The 12,952-nt window shown below is 60.9% G+C and carries 17 protein-coding genes and 1 pseudogene; 5 read left to right on the forward strand and 13 right to left on the reverse strand.

Annotation, left to right across the window (positions count from 1 at the left end):
• Positions 1-178 precede the first annotated feature (178 nt).
• Positions 179-958 (reverse strand): ferredoxin-NADP reductase, encoded by a 780-nt coding sequence (gene fpr, locus NPS29_RS19560; protein ID WP_002554680.1) that lies wholly within the window; start codon positions 956-958, stop codon positions 179-181.
• A gap of 122 nt (positions 959-1,080) precedes the next feature.
• Between fpr and NPS29_RS19565 the strand changes: the two genes are divergently transcribed.
• The gene (locus NPS29_RS19565) at positions 1,081-2,007 is read left to right on the forward strand and encodes a LysR family transcriptional regulator (protein WP_274134443.1); all 927 of its coding nucleotides are present in this window, start codon (positions 1,081-1,083) and stop codon (positions 2,005-2,007) included.
• Positions 2,008-2,116: 109 nt separating this feature from the next.
• On the opposite strand, the gene NPS29_RS19570 is transcribed toward NPS29_RS19565, so the two are convergent.
• Positions 2,117-2,485, reverse strand: a complete 369-nt coding sequence (locus NPS29_RS19570) for a diacylglycerol kinase (protein ID WP_274134444.1) — start codon at positions 2,483-2,485, stop codon at positions 2,117-2,119.
• Between the two features lie 108 nt (positions 2,486-2,593).
• Positions 2,594-3,241: a response regulator transcription factor ErdR gene (erdR, locus tag NPS29_RS19575; RefSeq protein WP_274134445.1), complete on the reverse strand. Its 648-nt coding sequence runs from the start codon at positions 3,239-3,241 to the stop codon at positions 2,594-2,596.
• 227 nt (positions 3,242-3,468) lie between these two features.
• Here erdR and NPS29_RS19580 point away from each other — a divergent pair, with 227 nt between their 5' ends.
• Complete coding sequence (locus NPS29_RS19580; protein ID WP_274134447.1) at positions 3,469-4,353, forward strand: DMT family transporter; 885 nt, start codon at positions 3,469-3,471, stop codon at positions 4,351-4,353.
• A gap of 162 nt (positions 4,354-4,515) precedes the next feature.
• On the opposite strand, the gene NPS29_RS19585 is transcribed toward NPS29_RS19580, so the two are convergent.
• Positions 4,516-5,226: a tRNA-uridine aminocarboxypropyltransferase gene (locus NPS29_RS19585; protein ID WP_274134448.1), complete on the reverse strand. Its 711-nt coding sequence runs from the start codon at positions 5,224-5,226 to the stop codon at positions 4,516-4,518.
• 219 nt (positions 5,227-5,445) lie between these two features.
• Between NPS29_RS19585 and NPS29_RS19590 the strand changes: the two genes are divergently transcribed.
• Positions 5,446-5,871, forward strand: coding sequence for a PA3611 family quorum-sensing-regulated virulence factor (locus NPS29_RS19590; protein ID WP_274134450.1), 426 nt, complete (start codon positions 5,446-5,448; stop codon positions 5,869-5,871).
• A gap of 9 nt (positions 5,872-5,880) precedes the next feature.
• Here NPS29_RS19590 and NPS29_RS19595 read toward each other — a convergent pair whose 3' ends face one another.
• Complete coding sequence (locus NPS29_RS19595) at positions 5,881-6,072, reverse strand: hypothetical protein (protein WP_274134451.1); 192 nt, start codon at positions 6,070-6,072, stop codon at positions 5,881-5,883.
• A 492-nt stretch (positions 6,073-6,564) separates the two neighbouring features.
• Here NPS29_RS19595 and NPS29_RS19600 point away from each other — a divergent pair, with 492 nt between their 5' ends.
• Positions 6,565-7,680, forward strand: a complete 1,116-nt coding sequence (locus NPS29_RS19600; protein WP_274134453.1) for an LOG family protein — start codon at positions 6,565-6,567, stop codon at positions 7,678-7,680.
• Positions 7,681-7,847: 167 nt separating this feature from the next.
• On the opposite strand, the gene recX is transcribed toward NPS29_RS19600, so the two are convergent.
• From recX to NPS29_RS19620, 4 genes are all read right to left on the reverse strand, one after another.
• Entirely contained in the window at positions 7,848-8,315 is a 468-nt protein-coding gene (gene recX, locus NPS29_RS19605; protein WP_274134454.1) for a recombination regulator RecX, read from the reverse strand.
• A gap of 8 nt (positions 8,316-8,323) precedes the next feature.
• Positions 8,324-9,385: a recombinase RecA gene (gene recA, locus NPS29_RS19610; RefSeq protein ID WP_274134455.1), complete on the reverse strand. Its 1,062-nt coding sequence runs from the start codon at positions 9,383-9,385 to the stop codon at positions 8,324-8,326.
• 85 nt (positions 9,386-9,470) lie between these two features.
• Complete coding sequence (locus tag NPS29_RS19615; protein WP_274134456.1) at positions 9,471-9,971, reverse strand: CinA family protein; 501 nt, start codon at positions 9,969-9,971, stop codon at positions 9,471-9,473.
• A gap of 102 nt (positions 9,972-10,073) precedes the next feature.
• Positions 10,074-10,214: a hypothetical protein gene (locus NPS29_RS19620; protein WP_274134458.1), complete on the reverse strand. Its 141-nt coding sequence runs from the start codon at positions 10,212-10,214 to the stop codon at positions 10,074-10,076.
• Positions 10,215-10,770: 556 nt separating this feature from the next.
• Between NPS29_RS19620 and NPS29_RS19625 the strand changes: the two genes are divergently transcribed.
• Positions 10,771-11,148 carry a hypothetical protein gene (locus NPS29_RS19625; RefSeq protein ID WP_274134459.1) on the forward strand — a complete coding sequence of 126 codons (378 nt, stop codon included), beginning with the start codon at positions 10,771-10,773 and terminating at the stop codon, positions 11,146-11,148.
• Here the strand turns inward: NPS29_RS19625 and NPS29_RS19630 are convergent.
• The 4 genes and pseudogenes from NPS29_RS19630 to NPS29_RS19645 form a co-directional block, all read right to left on the reverse strand.
• Positions 11,121-11,558, reverse strand: coding sequence for a cell wall hydrolase (locus NPS29_RS19630; protein WP_274134460.1), 438 nt, complete (start codon positions 11,556-11,558; stop codon positions 11,121-11,123). The two genes, NPS29_RS19625 and NPS29_RS19630, sit on opposite strands and share 28 nt — an antisense overlap.
• 59 nt (positions 11,559-11,617) lie before the next feature.
• Positions 11,618-11,986, reverse strand: a complete 369-nt coding sequence (locus tag NPS29_RS19635; protein ID WP_274134461.1) for a phage tail protein — start codon at positions 11,984-11,986, stop codon at positions 11,618-11,620.
• Entirely contained in the window at positions 11,983-12,321 is a 339-nt protein-coding gene (locus tag NPS29_RS19640) for a hypothetical protein (protein ID WP_274134462.1), read from the reverse strand. The genes NPS29_RS19635 and NPS29_RS19640 overlap by 4 nt, the downstream gene beginning before the upstream one ends.
• 2 nt (positions 12,322-12,323) lie before the next feature.
• Positions 12,324-12,952 (reverse strand): annotated as a pseudogene (locus tag NPS29_RS19645) (hypothetical protein); the annotation flags it as partial.

Below are 12,952 nucleotides of genomic sequence, written 5' to 3' on the forward strand. Positions count from 1 at the left end.
CGGGCGGGGTTTGCAAACCCTGAAAAACACCCACAAAAAAACCGCCTGGTCCGTGACCTCCAGGCGGTTTTTTTCAGACGCCCAGTTACGGATGCCTGTACTGACCTGGTCGCGGATGAATCCGCCCCCACAGTGACTGTGGCAGCGCTTCAACCGCGATTAGGTCCGATTCTGTAGCTTACTTCTCGACGAATGCGCGCTCGATCAGGTAGTCACCCGGCTCACGCATGCGTGGCGAAACGGTCAGGCCGAAGCTGTTCAGCACTTCGCTGGTCTCGTCGAGCATGCTCGGGCTGCCGCACAGCATGGCGCGGTCGTCCTGCGGGTTGATCGGTGGCAGACCGATGTCGCTGAACAGCTTGCCGCTGCGCATCAGGTCGGTCAGGCGGCCTTCGTTCTCGAACGGCTCGCGGGTAACGGTCGGGTAGTAGATCAGCTTGTCGCGCAGCGCTTCGCCGAAGAATTCGTTCTGCGGCAGGTGCTCGGTGATGAACTCGCGGTAGGCGACTTCGTTCACGTAGCGCACGCCGTGGCACAGGATGACCTTCTCGAAACGCTCGTAGGTTTCAGGGTCCTGGATCACGCTCATGAACGGCGCAAGACCAGTGCCGGTGCTGAGCAGGTACAGGTGCTTGCCTGGCTTCAGGTCATCCAGCACCAGAGTGCCGGTAGGCTTCTTGCTGATGATGATCTCGTCGCCTTCCTTCAGGTGCTGCAGCTGGGAAGTCAGCGGGCCGTCCGGCACCTTGATGCTGAAGAATTCCAGATGCTCTTCCCAGTTCGGGCTGGCGATGGAGTAGGCACGCATGAGCGGGCGCCCGTTGGGCTGCTGCAGACCGATCATGACGAACTGACCGTTCTCGAAACGCAGACCTGGATCACGGGTGCACTTGAAACTGAAAAGGGTGTCGTTCCAGTGATGAACGCTGAGGACACGCTCGTGATTCATGTTGCTCATGGTACGTGGGAACTCCTGAATATTTGCATGCGCCAATCAAAGCGCCATTGCGCAATATTCTAGTGGCAGACACAATATCTGTTAACTGAATTATCAAGATATGGGTTATCGGTTATATAGATATGCGATTTACTCTCCGTCAGCTGCAAGTCTTCGTCGCCGTGGCCCAGCAGGAAAGCGTTTCCCGCGCTGCCGTGCAGCTGTCTCTGTCGCAATCTGCGGCCAGTACCTCCATTACCGAACTGGAGCGCCAATCCAGTTGCCAGCTGTTCGATCGGGCGGGCAAGCGCCTGAGCCTGAACGCCACCGGGCGCCAGTTGCTGCCCCAGGCCGTGGCCTTGCTGGACCAGGCCAAGGAAATCGAAGACCTGCTCAACGGCAAGTCCGGCTTCGGCTCGCTGGCGGTGGGCGCCACCCTGACCATCGGCAACTACCTGGCCACCCTGCTGATCGGCAGCTTCATGCAGCGCCACCCGGAAAGCCAGGTGAAGCTGCACGTGCAGAACACCGCCAACATCGTGCAACAGGTGGCCCACTATGAAATCGACCTGGGCCTGATCGAGGGTGATTGCAGCCACCCCGATATCGAAGTGCAGACTTGGGTTGAGGATGAGCTGGTGGTGTTCTGCGCCCCGCAGCATCCGCTGGCCAAGCGCGGCCAGGCCACCTTGAAAGAGCTGACCCACGAGGCCTGGATTCTGCGGGAGCAGGGTTCAGGGACGCGGCTGACGTTCGACCAGTCCATGCGCCATCACCTCAACAGCCTCAACGTGCGGCTGGAGCTTGAGCACACCGAGGCGATCAAGCGCGCGGTGGAATCGGGGCTGGGAATTGGCTGTATCTCGCGCCTGGCGCTGCGCGATGCGTTTCGCCGGGGCAGCCTGGTGGCGGTGGAAACCCCTGAGCTGGACCTGGTGCGGCAGTTCTACTTCATCTGGCACAAGCAGAAATACCAGACGTCGGCGATCCGCGAGTTTCTGGAGCTGTGCAGGGCGTTTACCGCAGGGGTGCGGCGCAGTGACGAGATTGTGTTGCCGAGCATTGCCTGACGCCGAACCGTAGCAGCACGGCTTGCCGGCGGGGCGGTGTGTCTGTGACAAATGTACCGTCTGACACACCGCTCCCGCCGGCAAGCCGTGCTGCTACGGAGGAATGTATTCAGCTCAGCAGGATCAGGCCCCAGACCACCGCAATCATGCTCAAGGCCACGAACTGCGCGGCGCTGCCCATGTCCTTGGCGTTCTTGGAGAGCGGGTGCCGGTCCAGGGAGATGCGGTCGATGGCCGCCTCGATGGCCGAGTTGAGCAATTCAACGATCAGCGCCAGCAGGCACACCGCAATCAGGATCGCCCTTTCGCCACGACTGACGTGAAACAGGAACGACAGCGGAATCAGAATGACGTTGAGCAGCACCAGTTGCCGGAAGGCGGCTTCGCCCTTGAAAGCGGCAACCAGCCCGTCGAGGGAATAGCCTGCGGCGTTGAGCACGCGTTTGAATCCGGTTTGGCCTTTGAACGGTGACGTCATGAGGGAAACTTACTGATAAATGAAGACGAGGGAGGCTAGTTCAGCGACAGTCAAAAAAGTGTGAAGGTCTGCCGCCGAATGCCTTGAAACAGAGCGAAAACGCGCAAATCAGTTGGGCGAAATCGATTCCAGTTGTTGCAGCAACAGCGCGGCCTGGGTACGGGTGCGCACGTTCAGCTTGCGGAAGATCGCCGTGACGTGGGCCTTGATGGTGGCCTCCGAAACGTTGAGTTCGTAGGCAATCTGCTTGTTGAGCAGGCCTTCGCAGACCATGGTCAGCACCCGGAACTGCTGCGGCGTGAGGCTCGCAAGCCCTTCGCTGGCCGCGCGGGCTTCATCCGAGACTCGCACGCTTTCATTCACCTGCGGCGGCCACCAGACATCGCCATCGAGCACGGTACGCACTGCCTGCTGGATGGTTTCCAGGGAGCTGGACTTGGGAATGAAGCCGCTGGCGCCAAACTCCTTGGACTTGACCACCACGGCCGCTTCCTCCTGGGCCGACACCATCACCACCGGCACCTGCGGATACTGGCCACGCAACAGCACCAGCCCGGAAAAACCATAGGCGCCGGGCATGTTCAGGTCCAGCAGGACCAGATCCCAATCGGATTTCTCAGTGAGGCGCGTTTCGAGGTCAGCGATGCTTTCGGCTTCGACCAACCGGGCATCGGGGCCCAGGCCAAGCGTCAGCGCTTGATGCAAGGCACTGCGGAATAAAGGATGGTCATCGGCGATCAGGATTTCGTAGTTCATTTCATGATCCTGTTTATAAGTGAGCGCCGACGGATTCAGCCCTCACGATGGCATCGGTAAATGCCAGCCCTCATCACCGTGTGCCACTGCGGCGCAAACCACGCCAAAAGCACGGGATACAAGGCGTTCGAACATTCATGCGGCGCCAAGGATGCCCAGCGAAGCCGGGGTGGTCAAGCTCGACGGTTTACGGCACAGTCTGCGGCCCTGAATCGACGAGTGCCATCATGCAACGACACGCCCTGCGAGCGGACCTGCTCATGCTCCTGACCGCCATGATCTGGGGCTCAGGCTTCGTCGCACAGACTGCGGGCATGGATCACATCGGCCCCTACCTGTTCTCCGGCCTGCGCTTTGCGCTGGGCTCGATCTGCCTGCTGCCGCTGATCCTGCGCCGCCCTGCCAGCGGCCCTGCACCGGAACCCCTGATGACCCGCGGGCTGCTGCAAGGCGGCATCGTCATGGGCATCGCGCTGGCACTGGGCATCAACCTGCAGCAGGTGGGGCTGCTGTTTACCAGTGTCACCAACGCAGGCTTCATCACTGGGCTGTATGTCATTGTAGTTCCACTTCTGGGGCTGCTTCTGGGTCACAAGACCGGCATGGGCACCTGGCTCGGTTGCGTGCTGGCGGTGATCGGCATGTTCCTGCTCAGCGTCGGCGACAACTTTAAGGTCGCATCCGGTGACTGGCTGCAACTGATCGGCGCGTTCGTCTGGGGCGGGCACGTGATTCTGGTGGGCCTGTTCGCCAGCCGCCATGACCCGATCCGCCTGGCGTTCCTGCAATTCGCCACCTGCTCGGTCATCAGCCTGATCCTGGCTTTGATCTTCGAGCCGATTACCCTGGACAGCATCATCGCCGCGGGCCCTGCCCTGCTCTACGGCGGCGTATTCGCGGTGGGCGTCGGATACACCTTGCAAGTGGTGGCGCAGAAGCACGCCATTGCCTCCCATGCCGCGATCATTCTGTCGCTTGAAGCGGTGTTCGCCGCGATTGCCGGCGCGTGGTTTCTCGGCGAGGCGTTACAACTGCGTGGATATGTGGGCTGCGCGCTGATGCTGGCGGGGATGTTGCTGGCGCAACTGTGGCCGAGGAAAGAACCGGCCTGAAAACGGCAGCGATGAAGCTTCTGTGGGAGCGGGCTTGCCCGCGAAAGCGGAGGGTCAGGCACCTTTGCAGAGTCTGGACTGATGCCTTCGCGGGCAAGCCCGCTCCCACAGGTCTCGTGTCGCAGCGGATTCCCGCTCCCACAGGTTTGGTGTAGAGGCTACCTACAGAAACGGCTTTAGATGGCTGTGGGGGGCGTCGTCCGGGTCGATGGGCAACAGGAACTTGGCGCCCAGGTAGTGGGCGCTGAACACATCCAGGTAGGCGTCCAGCACCCCTGCGGCCTGTTGATCGCCGGCAAGTTCCAGACACAACGCCGCCACCTCGGCCGTGCAGAAATGATCGTCGCGCTTGGAGCGGCGCAGCCGATAGCGTGACATCTGCTCAGGCTCAAGACTCAGCACCGGCAGATTGTCCAGATAGGGGCTCTTGCGAAACATCTTGCGCGCCTCGGGCCAGGTGGCATCAAGGAGAATGAACAATGGACGCTTGCCCGGCTGCGGCGTCACCTGGGTGACCACCCGCTCGGGCGCCACGAACTCACCCGGGAACACGATGTAAGGCTGCCACTGCGGATCATTGAGCAGCGCCGGGAGCTTTTCGTCCACCTCGGTTCGCGACCAACTGAAGGCCTCGGTGTCCTTGATGACATCGGCAATCAGCCAACCCGTGTTGGTCGGTTTCAACGGCTCGGTGTCATACATCAGCAGACAGACTGCCGACTGCGCCTGAACCTCTGGTCTCCACGCGCACAGGCAGTAGCTTTCGATCACCCGGCATCTTGCACAGCGAGGCGCGCGCGAGCCTCGCGCAATGAACGGCTTGGTGCTGCGGGCCAAGCGTTCGGCGCGCAGACGCGAGACGGCATGGCTCATGAGGCAAGGCGCCCGGGTAACGGCAGCGGGCAGCAGGAAGGCAACGACACAGGAAACATCCGGCAGGAAAAAGTCGCCGCAGTTTACCAGACGCCGCCGGATCTCTGGTGTCGGCCTTGGCGACTCCCCTATACTGCCCGGCCTTGAAAGCCTTATGTCACCAGTGAACGCCTGCCGTTGTCGCCGGTCCAACACCGTTCATTGCTCCAGGAGAATCCAATGCTGCGCCTCATCGCCCCCGCGCTTACGCTCTTGCTCGTTGCCCCTCTGTGCGCCAACGCGGCGTCCAAACAGGACTACGAACTCAACAAGGAGCTTGAACAGGTCGCTGCGAAAAGCAACGTCGGAAAGCCCAACGCGCTCAGCGAAGACATTCTGGACAACGGTTACACCGTCGAGGGCAAGGTGCTCATCAATCACCTGAGCGTGCAGGCCGGCCAGGCTGCGCAAATGCGCGAGAACCCGGACCTGATGGGTCGCCAGTTGGGCACGAGCGTCTGCCGCAATGCTGGATACCGCCAGTTGATGGCCAAGGGCGCGGTGCTGCGCTACGACTTCCGCGAATACAAGACCGATCGCCCGATCACCACTCAGCAGATCACCGCAGCCGACTGCGCCGCAAAACCGCCTGCCAAGAAGAAGTAACCTGCCCTGCTAGCAGGCTGCGCGCCGTTGCTGATCTTCGGCGCGCAATTCGGCGACCAGCGCCTGAAGATAGTACGAGCGCCGGCCGTTCTGGCTCAGGCGCCTGATGCATTCCTGCTCCAGCGTGCAACGACTGCTGCGCGCCGACTCGATCAGCGAGTGGTACAGCTCCTGATCGACTTCCAGCCTGATGATTTCCATTTCATCCTCCCTGGCCCGTCCACGCCAGACGTGCACGTGGGCAAACCTCGATGACCGCCGTTCGACGCGCCACCCGACATTCGGGCCCGTCGATGCTATCCAGGTTGCAATGGCATTACTCTGCCATCTCTTTCAGTAAATCAGAGCGCTGACGCCTCATGCTGGCTTCCGACGAGTGGAAAGCAGGTTGCCCGATGCTCGCAAAGAGTCGTTGCCAGCGTGGATTGTTGGGCACATCATCGAGTCAGCCGCTGTACCTACCGTATTGATTCATGGTGTTTCACGGGCAAGAAAGGGGGTTGCCTGTCACAGTCGTCACGCACACTATTTTCTTTTCAACCCAAGGACATAGGCAGAATCAACGTGGCGTCAGCCTGTCGCCATCGAGCAATTGACCCTGGCCCCCGATCGGCTGTGAGCAGCGACGCATGAAGCGTCGTGATCCTGTGGCAACGCACCGGATCAATGATTCTGCAGAAGGAGAAAGTCTGAATGCCTTATGTACCCAATGATCTGTTGTCCCGCCATTTCCAGAGCAACGGAATGGACCTGACCGCCAAGGTCGAAGAACAACTCAACCTGGTGGCCCCCAACAGCCCCAATCTTGCGCTGTACCGAGACATGATGCTGACCGTCCTGCGCATGGCCCAGGACGACAGCAACCGCTGGAACGCCAAAATCGTCCTTCAGGCCCTGCGCGAACTGGACAATGCTTTCCGTGTGCTGGAACAGTTCCGGGGCCGGCGCAAGGTCACGGTGTTCGGCTCGGCCCGCACGCCGCTTGAGCACCCGGTGTACGCCCTGGCTCGTGAGCTGGGTGCCAAACTTGCCGCCTCCGACCTCATGGTGATCACCGGCGCAGGCGGCGGGATCATGGCCGCCGCTCACGAAGGCGCCGGGCTCGACTACAGCCTGGGCTTCAACATCACCCTGCCTTTCGAACAACACGCCAACGCCACCGTCGACGGGACGGGCAACCTCTTGCCCTTCCACTTCTTCTTCACCCGTAAGCTGTTTTTCGTCAAGGAGGCCGATGCCCTGGTGCTCTGCCCGGGCGGTTTCGGCACCCTGGATGAAGCGCTGGAAGTGCTGACACTGATCCAGACCGGCAAGAGTCCGCTGGTGCCCGTGGTGCTGCTGGATGCACCGGGCGGCACATTCTGGGAGGGAGCCCTGAGCTTTATCAGAAACGAACTGGAAGCCAACCGCTACATTCTGCCCAGCGACATGAACCTGCTGAGACTGGTGTACAGCGCCGACGAGGCCGTGGCCGAGATCAACCAGTTCTACAGCAACTTCCACTCAAGCCGCTGGCTGAAGAACACCTTCGTGATTCGCATGCACCATGCCCTGAGCGAACAGGCGCTGTCGCAGATCCAGGAGAGCTTCGCCGACCTGCGCCTGAGCGATGATTTTCATCAGCACAGCTACCAGGAAGAGCACGACGAGGCGCAGTTCAGCCACCTCACCCGCCTGGCGTTCAAATTCACCGGGCGCAATCATGGACGGCTTCGTGAGTTGGTGAATTTCATCAATCAGAGCGAAAACTGGGCGAAGCCGGTGCAAGGTATCAAAGCCACCGGTCGCGAACCCCTGCAGGCGACGTGAAACCGACCCCGTAGCAGTCCGGCTTGCCGGCGTCAGCGATCTTGCGGACGCCCCCGCCGGCAAGCCGTGCTGCTACGAACAGACAACACAAATCCCGCGCGGACACCGCAAATCCCGTAGCAGCCGGGCTTGCCCGCGGGAGCGATCTCGAACACGCCCACGCGATATCAGTCGTCGTAGCCTTTCCCGCTTAGCAGACGGCTGATGAGTTCCGGTGGATAACCTCGGTAGCTCAGAAAGCGCATCTGCTGCCCACGTTCGCGGGCATCCTGGGGCAATTGCCCACCGAACTTGCGCTGCCAGCACTCTTCCAGCTTCTCTCGCCAGTCAATGCCGCACTCACGAAGCGCCAGTTCGATATCGGCACGCTGCAACCCACGCTGCCCCAGCTCTTCGCGGATGCGCAAAGGGCCGTAGCCAGACCGCGCACGGTAGGAAACAAAACTTTCGAGATAACGGGATTCGGAAAGCAGACCCTCTTCCGTCAGACGGTCGAGCTCCGTTTCGATCAATTCAGGAGGGGCGCCTCGCTGACGCAACTTGCGCGTCAGCTCGACCCGACCGTGCTCGCGACGTGCGAGCAGGTCCATTGCAGTACGCCGTACGGCGACGGGCGTATCAAGCTCTACCGACATGACAGCAATCAGATGTCAGCGTCTTCGACTTCAGCGATGTCGTCTTCGGCAACGCGAGACGATTGGGCTTTGACGTCAGGCGCAGCAGTCAGCAGTTTTTCGCGGATTTGCTTCTCCAGGGTCGCACCGATTTCCGGGTTGTCCTGCAGGAACTTGGCCGAGTTGGCTTTACCCTGGCCGATCTTGTTGCCCTGGTAGCTGTACCAGGCGCCGGATTTTTCCAGCAGACCGTGCAGCACACCCAGATCGATGATTTCGCCGTTACGGTAGATGCCCTTGCCGTACAGGATCTGGAATTCAGCCTGACGGAAAGGAGGAGCTACCTTGTTCTTCACGACCTTGACGCGGGTTTCGCTGCCGACCACTTCGTCGCCATCCTTGACGGCGCCGGTGCGGCGGATGTCCAGACGAACCGAGGCGTAGAACTTCAACGCGTTACCACCGGTGGTGGTTTCAGGGCTGCCGAACATCACGCCGATCTTCATGCGGATCTGGTTGATGAAGATGACCAGGCAGTTGGCGTTCTTGATGTTACCGGTGATTTTACGCAGCGCCTGAGACATCAGACGGGCTTGCAGGCCGACGTGCATGTCGCCCATTTCACCTTCGATTTCAGCTTTTGGCACCAGCGCGGCAACGGAGTCGACGACGATGACGTCGATGGCGTTGGAGCGCACCAGCATGTCGGTGATTTCCAGGGCCTGCTCACCGGTGTCCGGCTGCGAGACCAGCAGGTCGTCGACGTTGACGCCCAGCTTGCCGGCGTATTCCGGATCAAGCGCGTGCTCGGCGTCGACGAACGCACAGGTGGCGCCCATCTTCTGAGCTTCGGCAATGACCGACAGGGTCATGGTGGTTTTACCGGAAGACTCCGGGCCGTAGATTTCAACGATCCGACCTTTTGGCAGACCGCCGATACCCAGTGCGATATCGAGACCCAGCGAACCGGTGGAGATAGCAGGAATAGCCTGACGGTCATGATCGCCCATGCGCATGACTGCGCCTTTGCCGAACTGACGCTCGATCTGACCCAAGGCCGCAGCCAAGGCTTTCTTCTTGTTGTCGTCCATTGAAGTCCTCTCGTAATCGGTTAGGCCTGATGGCCGATATAACTGTATAAGTGAACAGTATTATTCCACAGGGTTGAGCCCGCGCCTACCCCTGATTTGGTATTTCTGCCTGAGTGAGCTGGATCAGCCCCTCTAGAGCGGCCTTCACCGTTTGTCGGCGCACCTGATCGCGGTCACCGGCGAACTGAAAGCGTCGGGCAATCAGCTGCTCCCCAGCCCCCCAGCAGATCCACACCGTACCCACCGGTTTTTCCACTGACCCACCATCGGGACCGGCCACACCGCTGACCGCGACCGAGAACCGGGCGCTGCTGTTGTCCTGTGCGCCCCGGGCCATGGCCTGAACCACTTCCTGGCTGACAGCCCCGACCTGCGCGAACAGATCGGGCGCAACGCCCAACTGCCGGGTTTTCTGCTGGTTGGAATAAGTGACGTAGCCAGCCTGGAACCAGGCCGAGCTGCCGGGAATGCGGGTGATGGCCTCGGCGATGCCCCCGCCGGTGCAAGATTCAGCGGTACTCACTTGCGCATGTACCTTTAACAGCTGCTGCCCAAGGGTGGCAGCCAGTTGAGTGATGTCATCCACAGCGATTCTCCGAATGTTCCGGGCAAGCGCCACACGCTACACGAGCGTGCCGGCAGTGCAAGACAGGACGCGACTGCCCGGCAACCGCGCCTGTCCGATGGTCTATGCGGGCTCCAGCGGAACGGGGCATTTCTTGGGTGGCTTGATGGTCTCGGTGACGGTTTCCCGCGGTCGCTGCCGCGCCTCTTCAAGGGTGATGAAGCGTCCGTTGGTGGCGTCCCGTGCGCGTTTGCGTTTTTTCATATGAAAGTCCTTTTTCATGCCGGCCCGGAATCGGACCGCAGCCCCCACATCCTAGACAGCTGCAGCGGCAAAATGTGGCCCCGGAAACGCGCCGTGACGAATAACCCGGACCTGCGAGCCACGAGCGTGCGTGATACCCTTGGCCCCATCGCAAAAGCAATCGGATCTGGCGTCGACCCACGTAGGTGGAGTTCCACGCCACGCGCTCCATTTGCCCCAATCTTCCAACGAATTTGCCTAAATGACTGATGAATAAAGCAATTTCCGATCTCTCGTCGCACACACCCATGATGCAGCAGTAGTGTAAAAACAAGCTCGCAGGCCAGACACTAAAAGGCCTGCGCGATTTTGACGTCTAAAACTGAACCACGATTTAGGTGGGTTTACGACCAGAAAAATCGAGGTCGCGGGACGTAGTATTAGACAGCTTCAGCACCCCTCCTATGGCGTTCTGCCGACCGTTTCACCCCTCCCCAAATCGCAACTCGTCAGCCTGGCTGGTCTTCGCCCGGCGAACTCGATTACTGTATATACAAACAGTATTTGAGTTTTACCAATGGACGACATACCAGAGGCCGAATGGCCCGATGAATTCACCCGCGAGGAAATGCTCGAGCAGCAGTCGCACCTGCTCATCGAGGAATGCCGGGCGTTACAGGAAGAAGTCAGCCGGCACCGGAAGAACCTGGCGCAGCTGGTGGACATCAATGCCGAGGTCACGGCCGAGCGCGACAAACTGCGCAAGCAGAAAGCCGAACTGGACCAATACCTCGACGAGCTGCGGCAGGAGAACAACCAGCGGAGCGACAAGATCGCCTCCCTTCAGCTCATCCTTATTCAACGAGACGCCGTCATGCGGCAGTACAAAGTGCCGGAGGTGTTCTTCGGAACGACGCATTCTGACGTTCAGGGCACATCCTTAAAGAACACGTGATGCCCCAGGGTCAGGGTCTTCTTCGCCTTCGCGGCCCAGGCCGGCGCCTTGGGCATGGTGGTGGCGTAATAGTGCGTTGCCCCTTTGGTCGGGTCCGGCACTTTCCCATCGATCACCAGGTCAGCGGCCGCGCGGCACTGGGCCAGCTCACGGAACGGGATGGCCTTCGCGCCGGTCAGGTACGGCTGGTTCGGGTCACCCTTGTTCCAGCAGCTGAACTGCCAGGGCTTCGTGCAGACATCGACGTAGCCCTCACCCCACCAATCAGCCTTGCCGTCATTGTGCAGGTCCATGTCCACCCGGTTGCGGATCGACCAGGCCACGGCCACCATCCCCGCCGCCCCTTCCCCGCGAGCCTCGCCCCACAGGGTACGCGCCAGCACATCGCGATCTTTCTCAGTTACAGGCATCACTTTTCTCCAGGCAAAAAAATACCCGCTCGATGGCGGGCCGGGTCGCGGGGTCGCGATCAGACAGTGTCAAGCGCCAGCGCGGCGGGATCTGCGGCGATGTCAGGGACTGCGGGTGCTGGGGGCCACACCGGCGCCGCCGGCCAGGTCGGCTGCGTAGCCACCTTGCCCAGGGCGAACTTGTAGGTTTTCCAAGATTTGAGGCTGATCGTCAGCGCCGCCAGCTCGGCCTCATCCTCTTCGGTGGCCACGCCGGCATCAACTCCGTACCCCAGCGTGTCCACACGGTCCTGAATCCGGGCGATCTGCTCCGCAGCCACGGCGTTACGCTGCGCCAGCTGGCTTTTCGATTCCGCAAGCACCAGCGCCAGCGCCGCGGCCTCCTTCATCTCTTTGGTGATCATTTTCGACCAGTCGATTTTGCTCATTCGGCCAACTCCTGAGGCTCTTCGATAACTTCGGGCGCTGGCAACGGCTGAGGCAGCAGCACCGGACCATCCGGAACGCCCACCAGGTCCTGTGGAAACGCCTGCGCCTGGCTGTAGTTGACTGGCAATGGCAGCAGCAGGTTGATGACCAACTCGCCGTTCACGCGATCAACGTCCCCGGTGAACCATGGGCTATCGACCGCGCCGGCCGGGAGCGTGGCGCCGTCCGGTAGAGGGCTGAAGTCCAGCGGCTCCCCGTTGATGACCAGCGTATCCCCGCTCTTGTGGACCTCGAGCAGCTCATCGCGGCGCTGCGGGTGCAATTTGATAATCATGATTAGAACCACCTGCCGACGACGAGAATTCGGAAGCTCGCGAACTGCTGGGCAGCCGCACCGTTACGCAGCACCAGGTTGAACGACCCAGCGCTGGCGGGATACGCCAGGACAATGCCGTATTGATCGTTCGTACCCTGCGGCACTGCGTTGCCCAGAACGATGAAGTCCGATGCGGCAAACGCCGCCGGGGTCGAGTAAGGCCCCAGAACGTTCAGGCCTGCCGAAGCGCTGACAATGCCGCTTGGCTTGCAGTAGCAGATCTGGGTACCGTCGGCGAAGCGTGTGTATTCACCGGCAGCGTTGCTTCCGCGCTCGATGATGGCGCCCGTGGGCACCCCGCCACTTTGCCCGACGCTGCCGAGGATGTTGCTCTTGCCGAAGGCGCCCGCCGACTGCAGTGCAGACAGCAGCGCGGCTGTGGTGGTGACACCGGTACCGCCCTGGCCGACGGACAACGCGGTGGTCAGCCCGGTCAGGGATTTGATATCGCTGTTGGTACCACTGGCAGCCTTTGCAGCAAGTGCCGTCACAGCAGCGGCGGCCTTGGCCTGCAGCTTGCCGATGGCGGCCAAGACGTTATCGGCTGCGACCACATCGGCAGTGCTGGTCGTCACCAGCCCGGTGAGCA

The sequence above is a fragment of the Pseudomonas putida genome, from assembly GCF_028682175.1.
GTDB lineage: Bacteria > Pseudomonadota > Gammaproteobacteria > Pseudomonadales > Pseudomonadaceae > Aquipseudomonas > Aquipseudomonas putida_AD.